Origin of the sequence: Rhodococcus sp. 21391 (assembly GCF_016772255.1) — a bacterium.
GTDB classification, from domain to species: Bacteria; Actinomycetota; Actinomycetes; order Mycobacteriales; family Mycobacteriaceae; genus Rhodococcus_F; species Rhodococcus_F opacus.
In genome coordinates, this window is the sequence record NZ_CP063781.1 from 4777560 (window position 1) to 4797646 (window position 20087).

Annotated in this window: 22 protein-coding genes; 9 read left to right on the top strand and 13 right to left on the bottom strand. The window is 67.1% G+C overall.

Features of this window, described 5'->3' with window-relative positions; genetic code table 11:
* Positions 1-53: 53 nt before the first annotated feature.
* Positions 54-1631, bottom strand: a complete 1578-nt coding sequence (locus GO592_RS22225) for an AMP-binding protein (RefSeq protein WP_007299773.1) — start codon at positions 1629-1631, stop codon at positions 54-56.
* 174 nt (positions 1632-1805) lie between these two features.
* Between GO592_RS22225 and GO592_RS22230 the strand changes: the two genes are divergently transcribed.
* The 5 genes from GO592_RS22230 to GO592_RS22250 all read left to right on the top strand — a co-directional run bounded on the left by GO592_RS22230 (position 1806) and on the right by GO592_RS22250 (position 6054).
* The gene (locus GO592_RS22230) at positions 1806-2300 is read left to right on the top strand and encodes a CinA family protein (protein WP_005256797.1); all 495 of its coding nucleotides are present in this window, start codon (positions 1806-1808) and stop codon (positions 2298-2300) included.
* A gap of 57 nt (positions 2301-2357) precedes the next feature.
* The gene (locus tag GO592_RS22235) at positions 2358-2765 is read left to right on the top strand and encodes a ChaB family protein (RefSeq protein ID WP_007299774.1); all 408 of its coding nucleotides are present in this window, start codon (positions 2358-2360) and stop codon (positions 2763-2765) included.
* Positions 2762-3943, top strand: a complete 1182-nt coding sequence (locus tag GO592_RS22240) for a zinc-dependent alcohol dehydrogenase (RefSeq protein WP_007299775.1) — start codon at positions 2762-2764, stop codon at positions 3941-3943. Before GO592_RS22235 ends, GO592_RS22240 begins: the two co-directional genes overlap by 4 nt.
* Positions 3943-5421 carry an FAD-dependent oxidoreductase gene (locus GO592_RS22245; protein WP_007299776.1) on the top strand — a complete coding sequence of 493 codons (1479 nt, stop codon included), beginning with the start codon at positions 3943-3945 and terminating at the stop codon, positions 5419-5421. The genes GO592_RS22240 and GO592_RS22245 overlap by 1 nt, the downstream gene beginning before the upstream one ends.
* A 69-nt stretch (positions 5422-5490) precedes the next feature.
* Positions 5491-6054, top strand: coding sequence for a type 1 glutamine amidotransferase domain-containing protein (locus tag GO592_RS22250; RefSeq protein ID WP_007299777.1), 564 nt, complete (start codon positions 5491-5493; stop codon positions 6052-6054).
* Here the strand turns inward: GO592_RS22250 and GO592_RS22255 are convergent, their stop codons facing one another.
* The 3 genes from GO592_RS22255 to GO592_RS22265 form a co-directional block, all read right to left on the bottom strand.
* Complete coding sequence (locus GO592_RS22255) at positions 6055-6531, bottom strand: DUF4383 domain-containing protein (RefSeq protein WP_007299778.1); 477 nt, start codon at positions 6529-6531, stop codon at positions 6055-6057.
* 72 nt (positions 6532-6603) lie between these two features.
* The gene (locus GO592_RS22260; RefSeq protein WP_007299779.1) at positions 6604-7788 is read right to left on the bottom strand and encodes a sensor histidine kinase; all 1185 of its coding nucleotides are present in this window, start codon (positions 7786-7788) and stop codon (positions 6604-6606) included.
* A 1-nt stretch (position 7789) separates the two neighbouring features.
* Positions 7790-8416: a response regulator gene (locus GO592_RS22265; protein WP_025432069.1), complete on the bottom strand. Its 627-nt coding sequence runs from the start codon at positions 8414-8416 to the stop codon at positions 7790-7792.
* A 272-nt stretch (positions 8417-8688) separates the two neighbouring features.
* Between GO592_RS22265 and GO592_RS22270 the strand changes: the two genes are divergently transcribed.
* Both GO592_RS22270 and GO592_RS22275 read left to right on the top strand, forming a co-directional pair.
* Entirely contained in the window at positions 8689-9165 is a 477-nt protein-coding gene (locus tag GO592_RS22270) for a hypothetical protein (RefSeq protein ID WP_005256788.1), read from the top strand.
* A 53-nt stretch (positions 9166-9218) separates the two neighbouring features.
* Entirely contained in the window at positions 9219-9359 is a 141-nt protein-coding gene (locus GO592_RS22275; RefSeq protein ID WP_162130654.1) for a hypothetical protein, read from the top strand.
* A gap of 86 nt (positions 9360-9445) precedes the next feature.
* Here GO592_RS22275 and GO592_RS22280 read toward each other — a convergent pair whose 3' ends face one another.
* From GO592_RS22280 to dnaK, 4 genes are read right to left on the bottom strand one after another with little or no spacing between them, the layout of a single operon-like run.
* Positions 9446-9853: a heat shock protein transcriptional repressor HspR gene (locus tag GO592_RS22280; RefSeq protein ID WP_005238357.1), complete on the bottom strand. Its 408-nt coding sequence runs from the start codon at positions 9851-9853 to the stop codon at positions 9446-9448.
* Positions 9853-11037: a molecular chaperone DnaJ gene (dnaJ, locus tag GO592_RS22285; protein WP_005238348.1), complete on the bottom strand. Its 1185-nt coding sequence runs from the start codon at positions 11035-11037 to the stop codon at positions 9853-9855. Before dnaJ ends, GO592_RS22280 begins: the two co-directional genes overlap by 1 nt.
* 22 nt (positions 11038-11059) lie before the next feature.
* Positions 11060-11710, bottom strand: a complete 651-nt coding sequence (grpE, locus tag GO592_RS22290) for a nucleotide exchange factor GrpE (protein ID WP_007299780.1) — start codon at positions 11708-11710, stop codon at positions 11060-11062.
* Positions 11707-13551: a molecular chaperone DnaK gene (dnaK, locus tag GO592_RS22295; RefSeq protein WP_005238341.1), complete on the bottom strand. Its 1845-nt coding sequence runs from the start codon at positions 13549-13551 to the stop codon at positions 11707-11709. Before dnaK ends, grpE begins: the two co-directional genes overlap by 4 nt.
* A 323-nt stretch (positions 13552-13874) precedes the next feature.
* On the opposite strand from dnaK, the gene GO592_RS22300 reads away from it, so the two are divergent.
* Positions 13875-14441, top strand: coding sequence for a hypothetical protein (locus tag GO592_RS22300; RefSeq protein ID WP_007299782.1), 567 nt, complete (start codon positions 13875-13877; stop codon positions 14439-14441).
* Between the two features lie 6 nt (positions 14442-14447).
* On the opposite strand, the gene GO592_RS22305 is transcribed toward GO592_RS22300, so the two are convergent.
* Together GO592_RS22305 and GO592_RS22310 are read right to left on the bottom strand one after the other, a co-directional pair.
* Complete coding sequence (locus tag GO592_RS22305) at positions 14448-14708, bottom strand: hypothetical protein (RefSeq protein WP_005238337.1); 261 nt, start codon at positions 14706-14708, stop codon at positions 14448-14450.
* Positions 14709-14778: 70 nt separating this feature from the next.
* On the bottom strand, positions 14779-15099 hold the full coding sequence (locus GO592_RS22310) for a hypothetical protein (RefSeq protein ID WP_007299783.1): 321 nt from the start codon (positions 15097-15099) through the stop codon (positions 14779-14781).
* A gap of 132 nt (positions 15100-15231) precedes the next feature.
* Here GO592_RS22310 and GO592_RS22315 point away from each other — a divergent pair, with 132 nt between their 5' ends.
* Positions 15232-15774 carry a DinB family protein gene (locus GO592_RS22315; RefSeq protein WP_007299784.1) on the top strand — a complete coding sequence of 181 codons (543 nt, stop codon included), beginning with the start codon at positions 15232-15234 and terminating at the stop codon, positions 15772-15774.
* A gap of 193 nt (positions 15775-15967) precedes the next feature.
* Here GO592_RS22315 and GO592_RS22320 read toward each other — a convergent pair whose 3' ends face one another.
* The 3 genes from GO592_RS22320 to GO592_RS22330 are packed head-to-tail and all read right to left on the bottom strand — an operon-like array spanning position 15968 to position 20042.
* Positions 15968-18187, bottom strand: a complete 2220-nt coding sequence (locus tag GO592_RS22320) for an alpha-galactosidase (protein WP_007299785.1) — start codon at positions 18185-18187, stop codon at positions 15968-15970.
* The gene (locus GO592_RS22325) at positions 18184-19119 is read right to left on the bottom strand and encodes a carbohydrate ABC transporter permease (RefSeq protein ID WP_007299786.1); all 936 of its coding nucleotides are present in this window, start codon (positions 19117-19119) and stop codon (positions 18184-18186) included. Before GO592_RS22325 ends, GO592_RS22320 begins: the two co-directional genes overlap by 4 nt.
* Complete coding sequence (locus GO592_RS22330) at positions 19119-20042, bottom strand: carbohydrate ABC transporter permease (protein ID WP_007299787.1); 924 nt, start codon at positions 20040-20042, stop codon at positions 19119-19121. Before GO592_RS22330 ends, GO592_RS22325 begins: the two co-directional genes overlap by 1 nt.
* Positions 20043-20087: the final 45 nt, after the last annotated feature.

The following is a 20087-nucleotide window of genomic DNA, read 5'->3' on the forward strand; positions in this document are numbered from 1 at the left end:
AGGCGCGGGCGCCACGCCGCAGACCAGGTCCCTTGTTTTCCGCCCTGGTCGTGCTATCCGACCGCTCGGTCTGCACTTTCCCAGTACCGGGAGCGCAGCGCCTTCTTGTCCAGTTTGCCGAGCGGGGTGAGCGGCAGCGTGTCGACGAAGTCGATCGATTTGGGGGCGTGCACCGATCCCTTCGCGGCCCGCACCCGTTCGACGAGTTCGGCGGCGTCGACTGTCTGCCCGGCCCGCAATACCACGCACGCCTTCACGGCCTCGCCCCACTTCTCGTCCGGAACGCCGACTACCGCGACCGAGCCGACGGCCGGATGCGCCGAGATGACGTCCTCGATCTCCCGGGGGAACACGTTGAATCCGCCGGTGACGATCATGTCCTTCTTTCGGTCGACGATCGTCATGAATCCGTCTTTGTCCTTGCGTGCGACGTCGCCTGTGTGCAGCCATCCGCCGCGGAAGGCCTCGGCGGTCTCGGCGGGCTTCTTCCAGTACCCCTTCATGACCAGCGGGCCGCGGACGCAGATCTCACCGAGCTCACCCTGGGGGACCTCGTTCAGGTCGTCGTCGAGCAGGGCGACGTTCAGCCAGGGCACGGGACGCCCGCACGTCGCGAGCCGGCTGGGATCGTCCGCCAGGTGCTCTTCCTTCCGCAGCACCGCGATGGTCATTCCGCATTCGGTCTGGCCGTAGAACTGGAAGAAGATCTGGCCGAACTTCTCGATGCCCTCCTTCAACCGGGCCGGCGACATCGCCGAGGCGCCGTAGAAGAGGGTCTGCAGGCTGGACACGTCCCGCTTCGGCAGATCGGGGTGATCCATCAGCAGGTAGATCATGGTGGGGACGAGCATCGTGGCCGAGATCTTGTGCTTCTCGATCGCCTCGAGGACGGCACCGGGCTCGAACGCGGGCAACACGATCAGCGCGCCGCCACGCAGCAGGGTCGGGATGAAGAAGGCGGCGCCGGCGTGCGACAGCGGCGTGCAGATGAGGAAACGCGGTTCGTCGGGCCACTGCCACTCGGCCATCTGGATCTGGTTGAGTGTCGCGCCGGACTGGTAGGAGCCGACGACACCCTTCGGCTTGCCGGTGGTGCCGCCGGTGTAGACCATGCTGCTGTTGTCGTCGGCGGCCACGTCCGCCGCCCGCAGGCGTTGCGGGGTGAACGTCTCGGCGAGGGCGAGAATGTCGGTACCCACTTCGGACGGCCCCAACGACAACACGTTCTCGATCGACGGCGACTGCGCCACCAGTTCGGCGGCGCGCTCCTCGAAGGCGGTGGGATCGAAGATCAACGTCTGAATCTCGGCGTCGCCGACGATGTACAGATGGTCGTCGAGCGAGCCCATCGGGTTCAGCGCGCTGGCGCGGCATCCGGAGATCATGGTGGCGCCCATGCTGATGAGCACTTCGGGCCTGTTCTTGGACAGCATGGCGGTGCTCGTGCCTTTACCGATTCCGAGTGAAGCCAGTGCCTGCGCAAAGCAACTGATCTGATCGCGCATCTCACCGCCGGTGAGGACGACGTCGCCGAGGTAGAGCGCCGGCTTGTCGGAGTTGCGTTCCAGTGCAGTGATGAGGAGGTCTGCAGCGAAGGCGGGTCGATGCAGATCTGCGAACTCGTCGGTCATCTGTGATCCTTCTACTCCCGCGACGCCGAGGCGCATGGTCCGGCGGCCTGGATTTTCTGTGTCCTGGGTCACCGACACCCTAACCGGAAACCGGAAAAACTGAAACCTGTTCCACCTGGCTCGCGGGTGGCGACGGCAACTCCGGGCCGGAACACGTCCGATATCGTGAGGTCCATGAGTCCGCAGGACCGAATCGCAGAACGGATCTCGACCGCGGCGCAGAGCGCGCACGTCTTCCTCGCCACGGCGGAATCCCTCACCGGCGGGCAGATCTCATGCATTCTCGGCGCCGCGCCCGCGTCCTCCGACTGGTACCGGGGCAGCGTGGTCGCGTATTCCAGCGAAGTGAAACACCGGGTGCTGAAGGTGCCGGACGGTCCCGTCGTCAGTGAGGCCAGTGCCCGCGCGATGGCAAGTGCGGTCGCGGAACTGCTCGGAGCCGACATCGCCGTCGCAGTGACCGGTGCGGGCGGCCCCGACCCCCAGGACGGGCAACCGCCGGGGACCGTCTGGTTCGGACTCTTCACCCACGGCCGCATCGACACCGAGATGCACCGATTCGACGGTGAACCGCAGGACGTCGTGACCGCAACGACCGACCGTGCCCTGGAACTGCTCGAGCAGGCGCTGACCTCCGCGCCCGGTCGAGTTCCTCCCCCGCTCGCATAGATCTCCGAGAGTCGGGTAATCGTCCGTGCGGGCACCTCTACACCGAGGAGGATTTCCGTGCCGAAGACCACCGACAGCGGCAAGCCGAAGAAGCGCGAGCTCCCCGGGACGCTGAAGAAGTCGTCCGAGAAGGCGCAGCGCACGTTCGCCAAGGTGTACGACTCCGCAATGGACCAGTACGGGGACGAGGAACGGGCGCATCGCGTCGCGTACGACACCCTCAAACACAGCTACGAGAAGGTCGGGGACCACTGGGAGGCCAAGGACGAGAAGGGCCCCTCGGACGAGCGCGCGAAGAGCGGCGGCCCGAACGCGTCCGGTGAGACGGCAGAGGGCGTCGACGCCAACGCGAGCAAGGACCACCTCATGCACATCGCGCAGCGACTCGACATACACGGCCGGTCCACCATGACCAAGGACGGACTCGTCGACGCGATCGAGAAGGCGAACCGGAGAGCCCGATGAGAGCCGTGACGTGGCAGGGCAAACGGAAGGTCAGCGTCGACACCGTTCCCGACCCGGTGATCGAACAGAAGACCGACGCTGTCGTCGAGATCACCACCACCAACATCTGCGGCTCCGACCTGCACCTGTACGAACTGCTCGGTGCGTTCATGAACGAGGGCGACATCCTCGGCCACGAACCGATGGGCATCGTCCGCGAGGTGGGGTCCGAGGTGACCGACGTGAAGGTCGGCGACCGGCTGGTCATCCCGTTCCAGATATCCTGCGGCAGCTGCCACATGTGCGATCGGAAGCTGTTCACCCAGTGCGAGATCACCCAGATCCGGGACGAGGGCATGGGCGCAGCGCTGTTCGGCTATTCGAAACTGTACGGGAGCGTTCCCGGCGGCCAGGCCGAGTATCTTCGGGTGCCGCACGTGAAGAACACCCACATCACGGTTCCGGAGGGTCCACCGGATTCGCGCTTCGTGTATCTGTCCGACGTGCTGCCGACGGCATGGCAGGCCGTCGAGTACGCGGAGATACCCGACGGCGGTTCCGTCGTCGTTCTCGGGCTCGGACCGATCGGCGACATGGCGGCACGCATCGCCACGCACAAGGGTTTTCGGGTCATCGGCGTCGATCTCGTGCCCGAGCGGCTCGCCCGAGCGCGGGCGCGGCAGATCGAGACGGTCGACCTGAACAACGCCGAGAGCGAACTCGGCGACGTGATCCGGGAGATGACCGACGGCCGCGGACCCGATTCCGTCATCGACGCCGTCGGCATGGAAGCGCACGGCTCCCCCGGCGCGAAACTCCTGCAGCAGGTCACGTCGTACCTGCCCGATGCCATCGCGGCCCCGTTGATGTCTACGGCGGGAATCGACCGGCTGCACGCGCTGTACTCGGCCATCGACATCGTGCGGCGCGGCGGCACCCTCTCGCTCATCGGGGTGTACGGAGGAATGGCGGACCCGATACCGATGCTCACCCTGTTCGACAAGCAGATTCAGCTGCGGATGGGGCAAGCCAACGTGAAGCGGTGGGTCCCGGACATCCTGCCGTTGCTCACCGACGCCGACCCCCTGGGTGTCGACACGTTCGCCACTCACGAACTGCCACTGGACCACGCGCCGCACGCGTACGAGATCTTCCAGAAGAAGGAAGACGGCGCTGTGAAGATTCTCCTGAAGCCGTGATGTCTTCCCTCTGGCTCGATCACGTCGCCGGTCACCGCGGCGCGGTAACGGGGCGATCGTGGGACGAACGCGGACGGTACGACACCGTGGTGGTGGGCGCGGGGGTGACCGGGCTGATCACCGGGTTACTGCTCGCCCGTGCGGGACAGCACGTCGCCGTCGTCGAAGCGCGAACCATCGGGGCCGTCACGACAGGGAACACCACGGGCAAGGTCAGTGTGCTCCAAGGTACCCGGCTTGCCGAGATCGGCCGACGCCACGCGTCGCACATCCTGCGCTCGTATGTCGAGGGAAACCTGGAAGGCCAGCAGTGGCTGCTCCGGTACTGCCACGACCGCGAGATTCCCGTCGGCACGGCACCGGATTTTACGTTCGCGCAGACCGAGTCCGGCGTCGACGCGGTGCGCGCCCAGTACACGGCCGCGCGATCGGCGGGCCTGCCTGTGCGACTCGTGCCCGAACTCGAGATCCCGGTGCCCCACGTCGACGCCGTCACACTCGACGACCAGGCGTTCCTGGACCCGATGCCCGTTCTCCATGCGGTGGCCCGCGACCTGATCACGCACGGCGGCGACGTGTTCGAGCACCGTCGTGTGACGTCGGTCCGGACGCTGGTGCGATTCCACGTCCTGTCGACGCCGGACGGCGACATCGAAGCCCGCCGCGTGGTTCTCGCGACGGGAACTCCGATCCTCGATCGCGGAGGATTCTTCGCCCGGCTGAAGGCGGAACGATCGTATGCTGCGGCGTTCCGGGTGCCGGGCGGTGCACCCGGGGGCATGTACCTGACCGCCGATCAGCCCACCCGGTCGCTGCGCCCAGCCGAGGCCGGTCGTGTTCTGGTCGTCGGCGGCAACGGTCACGATGTCGGGCGAAGCACGTCGCCGCAGGCCGCGGTCGACGATCTACTGGCCTGGACCGGCCGTCATTTTCCCGGGGCGACGCCGACCCACCGCTGGTCGGCGCAGGACTACTCCTCGCTGAACGCGCTCCCCTACGTCGGCCCACTGGTTCCCGGCAGTGACGGCATTCTCATCGCCACGGGCTACGGCAAGTGGGGTCTCTCGAACGGCGTCGCCGCCGGTCTCGTGCTCGCCGGACGCATTCTGGGTGGCCACATGCGGTGGGGCGAGGCATTCCAGAGCTATTCGCCGACGCAGCTTTTCGACCTTCCGGCGGCGGTGAAGGCGAACGGCGAGGTGGCGGTGGAGATGGTCGCGGGCTGGGGTGACGCGCTCGTGGGGCGGCAACGGGGGCAGGGCCGGGCCCGCATCGTGCGAGAGGGACTGCTGCCCGTCGGCGAATACACCTCGGACGGTCACACCGAGCGTGTCTGCGCCGTCTGCCCGCACCTCGGTGGCGTGCTCCGCTGGAACGATGCGGAGGCTTCGTGGGACTGCCCGCTGCACGGGTCCCGATTCACTGCCGGCGGAACACTTCTCGAGGGCCCCGCAACCACCGATCTCCGAAGACTCTGATTCCCACCCGATTGGCTTCGGGCCGACCGGGTACCCGTCGCTTGTGTTCACCAGAGGAAGGAAGTGCCCATGACATCGGCAGACACACTGCGCGGCCGGAAGGTCGCGATCCTGGCCACCGACGGGGTCGAGGAAGTCGAACTCGTCGAACCACGAAAGGCCGTGGAGGACGCCGGCGCGGAGGTTCGGCTGATCTCGTTGTCCCCCGGCAAGATCCAGGCCATGAACTCGGACGTGAACGCGGCAGGCACCTACGCCGTCGACGCCGTGGTCGGCGACGTGTCGGTCGCCGACTTCGACGCACTGATCCTGCCCGGCGGCACCACGAACCCCGACCACCTTCGGATGGACGAGTCGGCCGTCGCCTTCGTCCGCGACTTCGTCGCTTCGGGCAAACCGGTGGGCGTGATCTGCCACGGACCGTGGACGTTGGTCGAGGCCGACGTCGTCCGCGGCCGCACTCTCACGTCGTATCCGAGCGTGCGCACCGACATCCGCAACGCCGGCGGAACCGTGGTCGACGAGGAAGTGGTGGTCGACAACGGATTGGTGTCGAGCCGCAACCCCGACGACCTGCCCGCGTTCTGCGCGAAGATCGTCGAGGAGTTCGCCGAGGGCCGTCACCCGCAGTGACTAGTCCATCGGCGAGTGTGGTCGGGTCGGGTCCGTTGCGGGCGACGACCCGACCCGCGCCGTGAAGAATCCGAGCGCGACCATTCCGGCGCCGAGTGCGAAGTGCAGCCAATTGTCTGCCGTGTTGACCGGCACGAAGTTCGCCGCACTGGCCTGGTCGATCACCAGTCCGTAGATCCACAGAACGAGATAGACCACACCGCCGACGATCAGGTACAGGCGCGCAGTCCGTACGGTCCTGGCGAATGCGATGCCGGCGACGCCGAAAATCAGGTGAACGAGGTTGTGCAGCACCGAAACCTGGAATATTCCCAGCAGTTTCGCGCCCGAATGGTGCCCGGCGCCGCCGAGCAGGTCGTAGTCGGTCGTGATGCCGGGAACGAAGCCCAGGATCCCGACCAGGAGGAATACCACACCCACGACGAGCGCGGCGATCTGAACCGGCGACTTCGTCCGGGATGACTCGCGCGTACCCATTGCTCTGCCCTTCCTTCGCGATCGACTGTTCCCCGATTACCCGTCAGCGAACACGTCAACCGCCCAGCGCGGTCAGCGCGAGTCCGGCACCGTCACCACCACGCGGGTGCCCGATCCGGGTGAGGACGTGACGTCGAAGGTACCGCCGAGGCTTTCGACCCGCACGATGTGCGACGCCAGCCCGATGTGCCCCTGCGCCACCCGTTCCGGGACGACGGCCGGATCGAAACCGGCGCCGTCGTCGGCGACCGTCAGAGTGGTCCGCCCGTCGGCACGGGTGAGTGCGAATTCGATCGTCGTGGCGCGGGCATGTCTGGTCACGTTGGTGAGCAGTTCCCGCGCCACCCGGTAGAGCAGCTCCTGGCAGTCGGGGTGACCGACGTCGTCGAGGCTCACCGACATCTCGAACCCCCGCCGGGCGTAGAGATCGGTGAGTTCGCGCAGCGCCGCGGTGAGGCCCAGCTGCGCGAGGACCTGCGGATGCAGTGTGGTGACCGTGGACCGCAGTTGCGCCGCGGTCTCGCGGAGGGCGGACTCGGCGGCGACCAGCATGTCGTCCGGGTTTCGCTCCAAGGCCTCCTCCACGTCCAGCCGGGCGGCCAGGACATTCTGCAGGGGCCCGTCGTGAAGGTCTTCGGCCAGTTGCCGTCGCTCGCGTTCCTCGGCGCCCATCGATTCGGCGATCAGCTGCCTGCGCACATCCATCAGCGAGATCACCGTCGCAGAGCGCCGGACCAGCACGTACGACAACGCCGTCGTCGCGGCCGCGAGCCACAACAGGAAGCCGAAGTAGAGGTACACCTCGTCGGGGAAGCCGACTGCGTCGTCGCGCTTGGAGTAGACGATCCACACCACCTGGTACCCGAGGGCGGTACAAACCCCGACGATCGCCGTCAGACGCGGCCGGTACTGGAACGCCACCGAGATCGGCAGCAGGAAGAACACCGGCAGCAGCACCGACGTCGCGCCGCCCGAGGCGATACACAACGCCACCACCGCGGTGACGTCCGCCGCGGTGGACACCCAGCCCGCCCACGGTCCGACGTCCCGCACCAGAACGAAGATCAGCCAGCCGAGCGCCAGAGCCGCATACCCGATCAGCAGCCCGGCGAAGACGTCGGGTTTCCAGTGCACCACGCGGATCACCGGCCCGAGCAGCGCCATCAGCCCGATCAGCGGTAACCGGAGAATGGCGGTCACCCGGACGGCCTCGGTGCTGTAGCGACGGACTACGCGACTCTGGGACGGAAGCGGCACGTCACTCCAGCAAGCCGCGTCGCATCGCCTCGGCCACCGCGGCCGCGCGGTCGCTCACCCCGAGCTTCTCGTACAGGCGCTGGACATGAGTCTTGACCGTCGACGGCGCCAGATACAGCTCTCCGGCGATCGTGGGAATGCTCTGGCCGCGCGCAATGAGCGCCAGCACTTCCTTCTCCCGGCCGCTCAGCGCCGGCCCGACCGGTTCACTGCGACGACGCACCTCGCCGGCCAGTCCGACGGCGAGGGAGGCGGGGAGGACGTCGCGGCCCTGAGCGCAGTCCAGGACGGCTTTCACGATCTCCGCCCGAGTGGACTCCTTGGGCAGGAACCCCGCCGCCCCCTCCTGCAGCGCGTGGTAGACGATCGCGGACTCGTCGTGCGCCGACAGCAGCAGCACCCGCGTGGCCAGTTCGGCTCGCCGGACGGCCGCCGCCACCTGGGAACCGTCCAGCTCCGGCATCCGATAGTCGAGCAGTGCGACGTCGGGGGCGAGTTCGCGGATCAGGGCGAGCGCCGCCGCACCGTCGTCCGCCTCGCCGACCACCTCGATGTCGCCACTCGCCAGGAGCGCACGGACGACACCGTCCCGAAAGATCGGGTGGTCGTCGCCCACCACCACACGCACGGCACTCACGGCGCGGTCCGATGCGAAGCGACTCCGGCGAAGTCCATTGCTCACTTTCTCACGAGAGCAGGCCCGCGCGGAGCACTTCGCGGCGCCGGTGTCCCCCGATCGGTGGACACCGAATTCATCCCGCCCTCGGTCCTGTCGGTGGACAGACGACGGCGCATATTCGCGACATAGTTGGTGCACACCGGAAAACGGGAGATCGGAAACCGAAACCCCCACGGCCCCAGACGTTCCCCCCGAAGTGTCACAACTCAGGAGAAGCCATCATGCGCACCACCGCCCGCCGCCGCGTCGCACTCTTCATCGCACTGCCCGCCACCGCAGTGGCCGTCACCGGATTCGCCATCGCCGCAGCAGGTGTTGCCACCGCGGGCACGATGCCGACATCGGGACCCACGATCGCGATGACGATCAGCAACGACACCGACCTGCCGATGGTCCTCGCGGGCTCGTCGAACCCCTACGGGCAGTGGATTCAGGCGCCGTCGGACTACCTCGCCCCGCACAGCAGCCAGATCGTGAAGGCATTCTCCACCGATCCGAACGGCGTCGAGGTGGACGCCACCTACGCGCTCCCCGGTGGTGCCCAAGCCGTGTTCCGCGCCGACAACTACAGCAACACCACCGACGTGGACGGCACCCGCGTCGACGCCGACTACGGCCACGCCTACGGCATCAGCAGCTGGATCGACTCGGGCTACCCGAACATGAACGCCGGCTACCACCTGTACGGACACCCCTGACAGACGATCCCGACCATCCACCGAACACTCGAAGAAAGCCGGAGAACATGATCATGCACGTCACCGAGACCCCCACCCCCACCGTCTCCCGCACGATGTGGACCACCGAGGAGATCAAGGCACGTCTCGAGGAGATGAACATTCCGCGATCACGCACCCGCCGCGGGCCCCGCTGGGGCAACCGCGACCGATGAGCCGGGGGTTGGGGCCCGATGTCGCACTGGTTCACTCCGACAGGACCAGTGCGACATCGGTTCGGTTCACCCGAGAGATCGCCGGGTCAGCGCTGGTGTCGCGGCTTCCACACGACGAGCGCATTGCTCCGCGGGATCGGCACCAGGTCGCGCCGGTAGCCGGCGTGAATCTTGGCGATCTCCTCGGCCAGCTCGCGAACCCGGTGCTGTAGAGCCTCCACCTGGTTGGTGAGTTCGATGATCCGCTTGATCCCGGCGAGGTTGACACCCTCGTCCTGCGAGAGGCGCTGCACCTCACGGAGCAGCGCCACATCCCGCGGCGAGTACCGTCGCCCGCCACCGGACGTGCGGTGCGGGGTGACGAGACCGAGCCGGTCGTAGTTGCGCAACGTCTGGGCATGCATGCCGGCGAGTTCCGCGGCCACCGAGATCACGAAGATCTGGGCGTCCGGATCAACGGCGGTCTCGCGTGGATCCTGGGTCGTATCGCTCATCAGGCACCTGCCCACCCGGCCCTGGGATCGAATCCGCTGGCCTTCTCTGCTTCCAGATAGGTCTTCAGTGCTTCGGTGGCGGGGTCGTCGAGCTTCTGCGGAACGGCGACCTTGACCGTGACCAGCAGGTCACCGGCGCCACCCGCGCGCTTGGGAACGCCTCGGCCGCGTACCCGCAGAACCCGGCCGTCGGCTGTGCCCGCCGGAATCTTCACACCCACGCGCCCCTCCAACGTGGGGACGGAGACCGTGGTTCCGAGCACGAGCTCACCGTAGCTGACGGGGACGACGAGGGTGAGGTCGTCGCCGTTGCGGCCGAACACCTTGTCGGGACGCACCCGGACCGTGACGAACAGGTCGCCGGACGGCGCGCCGCGCAGGCCCGCCTCCCCCTGGCCTGCCAGCCGGATCTTCTGTCCGTCGCTGACACCCGCGGGAACGCGGACGGTGATGGTGCGGGTCCGGTTTGTGACGCCGTTGCCGTGGCACACCTCGCACGGCGAGTCGATGATCGAGCCGGTACCGCGGCAGTCGTCGCACGGCTCACTGAACCCGAACGCGCCCTGGTTTCGGCTGACGATTCCGGTCCCGTTGCAGCGCGGGCAGACTCGCGGGCTGGTTCCCGGCTTGGCACCGCTGCCGTGGCAGGTGGTGCACGGCGACGGGCTGGTCAGTCGCAGCGGAACCGTGACGCCCAGCGTGGCTTCACGGAATTCGAGGGTCGTCTCCGTCTCGACGTCGCTGCCACGACGGGGACGGTTGGTCGTGCGGGTCGCGCCGCCACCACCGGCGCCGCGATTGAACAGGCCACCGAAGATGTCGCCGAGGCCGCCGTCACCGGCCGCCGCGCCGCCGCCACCGAACAGGTCGTTGATGTCGAATCCGCCCTGGCCGAAACCGCCGGCTCCGGGGTTGAATCCGCCGCCGCCCTGACCGAAACCGCCGCTCGCGAACAGTCGCCGGGCCTCATCGTATTCCTTGCGCTTGGCAGGGTCCGAGAGCACGGCGTGTGCTTCGCTGACGGACTTGAAACGCTCCTCGGCCTTCGTGTCGCCGGGGTTCGCGTCGGGATGAAGGTCGCGGGCGAGTTTGCGGTACGCCTTCTTGATCTCGTCCGCGGATGCGTGGGACGAGACGCCCAGCTCCTTGTAGAAGTCCTTTTCGATCCACTCCCGTTGGCTCACTGGGCGTCTCCTCCTCTCGCTCTTACTCTTGTTCCGACTCGGCGGGCTTCGCCGCCTCGTCGGAGGTGTTCGCGCCGGAATCGCCGGCGCGATCAATCACAGCTACCATCGCATGCCGCAGGACGCGATCACCGAATTTGTAGCCCTTTCGCATCACGGTGCCGAGAACGGGGTCGTGACCCTCGCCCTCGTGCTGCACTGCCTCGTGCAGCGCCGGATCGAATGCGTCGCCCTCGGCACCGAACTCGCTCAGCCCGAGCGAGGTGAGGGTGCCGGTGAGCTTGTCTGCCACACCCTTCAGCGGCCCCGAGTCGAGGTCGCCGTGGCTGCGTGCACGGTCGAGGTCGTCCAGCACCGCGATGAGTTCACCGACGACGGACGCCTTGGCGTTCGCGATGTCGGCCTGCTTGTCGCGCTGGACGCGGCGGCGGTAATTGGCGTACTCCGCCTGCAGTCGCTGCAGGTCAGCGGTGCGCTCCGCCAACTCGTCCGTCTCCGGAGCTGCCGTGTCCGGCAGGTCCCCTTCGTCCACCGAGCCGGGCTGCGGGGCGGCAGCGGTGCCCGCGAGGGGCTCCACTACCGGCTCCGCGTCCCGTGTCCGACCGGTCTCGGGGTCGATCTTCCGCTTGTCCACGAAAGTGACCGGTTCCTGCTCGGTGTTGTCGGACGTCACTTCTTCTCCGACTCGGACGGCTCGTCCACGACCTCGGCATCGACGACGTCGTCGGCACCACTCGCGCCGGAACCGTCGGTGTTGGCGGCTTCCTCGGCGGCACTGGCCTCGTAGATCGCCTGGCCGAGGGCCTGCGACTCGGTGGCCAGCTTCTCGACCGCGGCCTTGACGGCCGCGATGTCGGTGCCTGCGAGAGCGTCGTTGGCTTCCTTGATGGCAGCCTCGACCTTCTCCTTGACGTCGGCGGGCACCTTGTCCTCGTTGTCCTTGATGAACTTCTCGGTCTGGTGCACGAGCGACTCGGCCTGGTTGCGCACCTCGGCCTCCTCGCGGCGGGCCTTGTCTTCCTCGGCGTGCGCCTCGGCGTCCTTGACCATCCGCTCGATCTCTTCCTTGGACAGACCGGAGCCGTCCTGGATCTTGATCGTGTTCTCCTTGCCCGTGCCCTTGTCCTTGGCGGTCACGTGCACGATGCCGTTGGCGTCGATGTCGAAGGTGACCTCGATCTGCGGCACGCCACGCGGGGCGGGCGGCAGGTCGGCCAGCTCGAACGAGCCGAGCAGCTTGTTGTGCGAGGCGATTTCGCGCTCACCCTGGAACACCTGGATCTGCACCGAGGGCTGGTTGTCGTCAGCGGTGGTGAAGGTCTCGGAACGCTTGGTCGGGATGGTGGTGTTGCGCTCGATGAGCTTGGTCATCACGCCACCCTTGGTCTCGATGCCGAGGGACAGCGGGGTGACGTCGAGGAGCAGCACGTCCTTGACCTCGCCCTTGAGGACGCCGGCCTGCAGGGCGGCGCCGACGGCGACGACCTCGTCCGGGTTGACGCCCTTGTTGGGCTCACGGCCACCGGTCAGCTCGCGCACCAGATCGGAGACGGCGGGCATACGGGTGGAACCACCGACGAGCACGACGTGGTCGATGTCCTTGACGGCGATGCCGCTGTCCTTGATCACGGCCTGGAACGGCGCGCGGGTGCGGTCGAGGAGATCGGACGTGATCTTCTGGAACTCGCTGCGGGACAGCTGCTCGTCGAGGAACAGCGGGTTCTTGTCCGCGTCGACGGTGATGTAGGGCAGGTTGATCGACGTGCTCTGCGAGGAGCTCAGTTCGATCTTGGCCTTCTCGGCGGCCTCGCGGAGACGCTGCAGAGCCATCTTGTCCTTGGTCAGATCGATGCCGTTCTGAGCCTTGAACTTGTCGACGAGCCACGTGACGATGCGCTCGTCCCAGTCGTCACCACCGAGGTGGTTGTCGCCGGACGTGGCGCGAACCTCGACGACGCCGTCGCCGATTTCGAGCAGCGAGACGTCGAAGGTGCCGCCACCGAGGTCGAAGACCAGGATGGTCTGTTCCTTGTCGCCCTTGTCCAGGCCGTAGGCCAGGGCGGCCGCGGTGGGCTCGTTGACGATGCGCAGGACGTTGAGACCGGCGATCTGGCCGGCTTCCTTCGTGGCCTGACGCTGGGCGTCCTCGAAGTACGCGGGGACGGTGATCACCGCGTCGGTGATGTCCTCACCCAGGTACGCCTCGGCGTCGCGCTTCAGCTTCATGAGCGTGCGCGCGCTGATCTCCTGGGGCGTGTACTTCTTGCCGTCGATCTCCACGTTCCAGTCGGTGCCGATGTGGCGCTTGACGGAGCGGATGGTGCGGTCGACGTTGGTGACGGCCTGGTTCTTGGCGGGCTGGCCGACCAGCACCTCACCGTTCTTGGCGAAGGCGACGATCGACGGGGTGGTGCGTGAACCTTCGGCGTTGGCGACCACTACGGGCTCGCCGCCTTCCAGCACAGACACGACCGAGTTCGTTGTACCGAGGTCGATACCGACGGCACGAGCCATAGTGTTCCTCACTTTCGTTTTGCAGTCCTGTGGGCAGGTTTTTCATTACTGAACTGCGATGTTGGCGCTTAGTGAGCGCCCTCCGCTCAAGTTTGCACTCCGACACCGTCGAGAGTCAATTCGAACTTGAGTCTTGCACGCTCATGTTGTCGTAAGGCTCAACGGAGGGGTGCGGAGATTTGTTCCCGGGCGCCCACATCTTGTTCGGGCGCCGTGCTTCGGCGCCGTGCTTCGGGGCCGTGTTTCGGGGCCGTGTTTCGGGGCCGCCGACACGGACCCGCGCGTCGGCCCGCCACGGTACGGCAGGTCGATAGGATCGCAGCGTGACGACACCCGAACAGCCGCCACGCCGGCCGGAACCGCCGCGACCCGTACCGCCGCGTCCGGAGTTCGCGGTCACCCCGCTGCGCGCCACCCCCACCGATGCCACCCCGAAGGCGGTCGCGGTGTCGCTGTCCGCCTGGGTGGGATCGTTCGTCGTTCTCGCCGGAATCGCCGGCGCCATCGTGCTCGACCTCGGCGCGGTCCGCGACGCCCTCGAGGCCTCGGTCGCCGCGGACAATCCCGGGGACTCCGCGACAGACATCACCGACACGGTGAACCTGACGCTGATCGGCAGCGGCGCCATCGCCGTCGTCCTGATCCTCCTCGGACTGCTGGGGATACAACTCCTGCGCGCCCGGAAACCGGCGGGCCAGATCACCCTCGCCGTCGTCGGCGTCCTCAGCGCCGCCGGCGGAGTGGGCCTGTGGACCCTGCTGTCCGACGCCGGTGACGCGACCGCCGGTGTGCTGCAATGGGCGCCGCTCGCCTACAGCGCCCTCGTCGCGGTGGGAGTGCTCGCCCTGTTCGCCCCCGGTGTGTCTCAGTGGCTGCGCCGGAACCGCTGACCGGACTCACACCTGGCACGGATCGGTGCTGCCGTGGAACTCCGGGTCGGGGTCGTATTCGCGGTTGGACGTGCCCGAATACTCGGGATCGGGGTCGTACTCGTCGTTGGTCGTCCCTGTGAAGTCGGGGTCCGGGTCGTACTCGTCGTTCGTCGTGCCCTCGTAGGAGGAGTTGCAGGCCGGGTGGGCGGCAGCGGTCTGGGTCACGGACGCGGCGCCGAACACGAGAGCCACGGCTGCCAGTGCGGTCATCGTCGTGCGGATCATGATGATTCCTTTCATCGGTGGGCTGATCATCTGTGGGCTGGGCGGACCCAGAAGAGAGAACCGAGCGGGGTCACCCGTGCGCGGGCTGGTCGGGCATCGCGGGTTCGCCCGCGCCGTTCCGGCTCGACCCGGCGACATCGGGATGGCGCGTCACCGTGGGGGTACCCACATCGGGGCGCGCGGCACCCGGCGCGAGCGGCGGAATCGTCAGGGCTCGCCGGAATTCCATCTGCCCGCCGGTGTCGCTGTCGGCGGCGGTCGAGGCGTACGCGAACGTGCCGACTCCCACCGTGACGGCGACGAGGACGGGCGACACCATGCCCCCGAGAACGCGAAGCCATACGCGTCGGCGGGCGGGCCGGGGTGCCGGTCCCGGAGAGTCGAAGTTCATACCGAGAATCCTTCGCGGCGCGCGCTTTCCACACATCCAGGAAGGCACCCAACTTGGACCCCGAGAAAAACCCTGAGAAAGCCTTCCTAATGAGGACCGTTTCTGACCTCAATCGCTTCTACTCTTTTTCTCATGACCACTTCGCAGAAGTCCCCCGCAACCGGTGAGCGCGCCGACCTCCTCCAGATCCTGCAGGAGCAGCGAGCCACCCTGTTGATCACGGTCCGCGGCATCGACGACGAACAGGCACGACAGCGCTCGACCGTCAGCGACCTGACGCTCGGCGGACTGATCAAGCACGTCTCCCACACGGAAAAGCACTGGGTCGAAACCATTCTCGAACCCGACGAGAACGCGGAGTTCGACATGGAGTGGGCGATGGAGAAGTACTACATGCGGGACGACGAAACCCTCGAGGGACTGCTCGCCGAGTACGCCGAGGTGGCCCGCGCGACGGAGGCCGCCGTGTCCGGCCTCGACGACCTGGACGTGCTCGTCCCACTGCCCACCGCACCCTGGGCACCCGAGCGGCAGTGGTGGACGATCCGCCGCACCCTGCTCCACATCATCCGGGAGACCGGCCACCATTCCGGTCACGCCGACATCATCCGGGAATCCCTCGACGGCGGAAACACCACCATGCAGATGGGCGCCGACGCGGGCATGGAGTTCTGACCCGCCCGGCGGAACAGACGAAAACACCTCACCGGGTTCGGGTTCCGGTGAGGTGTTCTCTTCATGTGGCGTCTTCGAGTGTTGACTTACCTCCTGCGGTTCAACTTTTGCCGACTGGTGAAGACCATGGTGCCGCGCTGCGGGGGCACCGGCTACCTACCCCAGGGTGAATGTTGCCCACCTGGTGCTGCGGCTACGCCTCGGCGGTGACGGAGAGCACGACCACGTCGTCGGGGAAGGACGCGGGTGTCTGCAGACCCACGACCGCGAGGGCCCGGCCCGTCATCGAGACGCCGAGTACCTCGCTCCCCGCGGACAGTTCGTCGGCTCGTCCACCCGGTGGCTGTACGTCGAACCACGCGGGCGGTTTCAGGCCCTCGTCCGGTGCACCGGCGAAGACGGGACGCACCCGATAGCGCCGGTCGGGGTCGAGCCCGGGCAGCGTGAACCTGCCCCGCGGTGACACCTCGGAGCGCCCCACGTACGCGAGGAAGAACAGCGCCTCCGCCCGGTCCGCCGCGACCGCACCGTAGACGAGCAGGGTCGGGTCGATCTCGTCGGCCCGCACCATCGTTCCGGTGTGCAGGAGTTCCCGGTGCCGCTTGTACAGGTCGATCCACACCGCGAGCTGTGCGTTCTCGTCGTCGGTGGCGGTCGCGAGATCCCACTCGATCCCGAGGTGCCCGTACAGCGCCGTCCCCGCCCGGAACGACAGGCGGTGGTACCGGCCCGTCGTATGGGAGATTCCGGACGCGATGTGCGAGCCCAGCAGTTCGGGGGGAAGCAGCTGCATCGTCCACCGGTTCATCTGCTGACGCTCGAGCGGATCGATGCAGTCCGAGACCCAGACGCGGTCGGTGCGCTCGAGGATGCCGAGGTCCACCCGCGCTCCGCCCGACGAGCAGGATTCGATCTCCAGTCCGGGGAAGCGGCGCTTCAGTTCGTCCATCAGCCGGTAGGTCGCGAGGGTCTGGTCGTGGACGCCGGCGCGGCCGTGCGGTGCGGTGCCGGCGTCGATCAGGTCGCGGTTGTGGTCCCACTTGATGTAGGCGATGTCGTACTCGGCGAGAATCGCGGACATTCGCTCGAGGATGTGGTCGTACGCCTCGGGGATCCCCAGATTGAGCACCTGCTGGTTCCGCGACGGCACGGGCGTGCGCCCGCCGGTCGCCATCACCCACTCGGGATGCTCCCGCGCGAGGTCGGAATCGAGGTTGATCATCTCCGGTTCGAACCACAGGCCGAATTCCATGCCGAGGGAACGCACGTGATCGACGAGCGGATGCAGACCGTTCGGCCACACCGTTTCGTCGACGTGCCAGTCCCCGAGGCCCGCCAGATCGTTGCGCCGGTACCTGAACCAGCCGTCGTCGAGCACATAACGCTCGACGCCGAGCTTCGCCGCGCGACCCGCCAGGTCCGTCAACCGGGCCAGGTCGTGGTCGAAGTAGACGGCCTCCCACACGTTGATCGTGACCGGGCGCGCGCGCCGCGGGTGCGTGGGGCGGGACCGGAGGTAGTCGTGGAAGCGATGTGCCTGGTCGTCGAGGCCGTCGCCGTAGGCGCCGTAGACCCAGGGCGTTTCGTAGCTCTCACCGTCCGCGAGCCGTACCTCGCCCGGCAGGAGTAGTTCTCCGCCACCGACCACCTGGAAACCGGTGAAGAGACGTTCGGCGTAGTGCCGGTGGTTGCCGCTGAACGCGACGTGGGTGCCCCACACTTCGCCGCGACCGAACCCGAATCCGGGCACGCCGACGGAGAGCACCGTCGCGGCGTCCGGGCCGGTGCGTCCCTTCCGTCCTTCGCGTTCGTGGATGCCGACGGTGAGTTCACGGCGCTGCGGGATCCGTTCCTTCCCCCATCGGCCGGCGAAGTCGAGGATCTCACGGGCCTGCGGCGGGACCGGGAACGCGAGCTGGAGGTCGTCGAGGACGTAGAAGGAGTCGCCCACGTTCGTGACCTCGGCGCGCGTCCTCAGGAGGCCGCTCGGTAGCAGTTCGATGTCGAGGACCAGACCGAGATCGGCGACCGTGTCGTGTGCGGCGACGCGGACGGCGCCGGCACCGACCGCGACGAGTCCCGACCGGTGCTCGGTTCCGTCGACCGTGAGCGTGGTGGTCGTGAACAGCGGCGACCAGTCGCCGCCGTCCCGGTGCCCCGCGATCCCGGGCTTACCTACCCACCCGGTGTGATGTTCGGGGAGTATCGACAGCCGCACCGGGAGATCGACCACGTTGCCCGCCGGGGGCTCGATGTTCGCCTGCGCCAGGGCTTCGACGTCGGCGAGGGCGAGGTCGCCGAGCGCCGCACCCCAGTGCACGATCGCCGGCAACCGTCCCCCGGTGACGTCCAGCACGACGGACACGCCGCCTGCGGTGAGGTGGACGTACGCGTGCGGTGGAGTTGCACTCACTTGCTGGCTCCCATCGTCAGTCCGGAAACGAAATGCCGCTGCAGCGCCACGAATACGAGCACCGTCGGCAATGCGACGAGCACCGATCCGGCGGCGAGCAGGTTGGTGTCGGTGAAGAAGCTGCCCTGCAGATTCTGCAGCGCGGTGGTGACCGGCAGCTTGTCGCCGCTGACCATCAGCGCCAGTGCCCAGAAGAAGTCGTTGTAGATCCAGGTGATCATGAGCGTCGCGAGCGCGGCCAGGGCCGGACGGCACAGTGGGAGCACCACCTGCCAGTACTGACGGAACAGCCCGGCCCCGTCCACCGTCGCCGCCTCGAGCAGTTCCGGCGGAACCGTCTTCATGTAGTTGCTCAGCACGAACACGCAGAACCCGGTCTGGAACGCGACGTGCACCAGGATCAGTCCCCAGTAGCTGTCGTAGAGCGAGCCCGACGAACTCATCCAGTACGGCAGCGGAATCGCGTTGTACAGACGGAACAACGGGGTCAGCAGTGTCTGCTGCGGCAGCAGATTGCCCGCGATGAACACCGCCAGCATGATCACGTTGAACTTCCACGGGAACCGGGCGAGCACGAATGCCGCCATCGACCCGATGAACAGGATCAGCAGCACCGCCGGGATGGTGATGAGCATCGAGTTGAGGAAGTAGTGCGGGATTCCGCCGACCTCCCACGACTCGGTGTAATTGCTGAGCGTGAATCCGCCGACCGACAGGTAGCCGTGGGTGAGGACGTAGTCGTAGTCGCGGAACGAGTTGTAGAGGGCCCACAGCAACGGGAAGATCCACAGCAACGCCAGGGCGGTGAGAAGGAGGTATATCGCCGCGTGCGCGGTACTCAGCCGGCGCCGGTTGGCCACCGCGGCCGTGTTGCGGGGCCCGGTCCGGTCGACGGGCGCACTGTGGTCGGCGAGGGGTGTCGTCATGGTCATCAGTCGTCGCTCCGCATCACGATCCAGAGATAGAGGGCTATGAACACCAGCGAGATCACGAGCATGATCGTCGCCAGGGCAGAACCGAATCCGACCCGGCCCGCTTCGCCCACGACGTTGGCGGTGACGAGGGCGGAGATGAGTTCGAGTCCGTTGCGGCCCTTGTTGATCACCCACACGAGGTCGAAGGCGCGCAGGGCCTCGATGACGGTGATGACGATGATCAGCAGGTTGGTCGGCTTCATCAGGGGGAACACGATCCGGAAGAACGTGCGGATCGGGCCGGCGCCGTCCATGAGGGCCGCTTCGCGTACCGACGGGTCGATGGCCTTGAGACCGGCCAAGTACAGCAACATGATGTAGCCGGTGTGCCGCCAGCTCGCGGCGACCATGACGGCCCAGATGTTGACGTCGGGGTTGCCGAGCCAGTCGACGTCCGTACCCAGGATGGTGTTCAGCACGCCGCCGTCGGTGGAGTAGATCAGCTGCCACACGAATCCGACCAGTGCCATCGACAACACCACGGGGATGTAGAAGATGCTCTGGTACAGCCGGCTTCCCTTCAGGCCCCGGTCGAGCAGGACGGCGAGGAAGATGCCGAGGATCGTCGGGAAGACGAACAGGAACGCCAGCCAGAGGACGTTGTTGTGGAGGGCCTGCTGGAACGGTGGGTACGCCTGGACGGCGTCGACGTAGTTCTGCGGGCCGATCCACTCGATGGTGGACGTGCCGCCGATGCCGTCCCAGCGTGCGAACGACAGGATCACCGTGAACACGGTGGGAATCCACACCAGCCCGATCACGATCGCGGCGGGCAGCCCGAGCATGACGGCGATGGTCCACCGGTCACCCCGGCTGCGCCGGACCTTCGGCGCCGGGATCCTGGGTTCGGTTCCGGTCTGGGGAGGAACTGTGCTGGTCATGAATTCACCTGACCTGTCGGGACCGTGATGGTGGTCGTTGTCTTC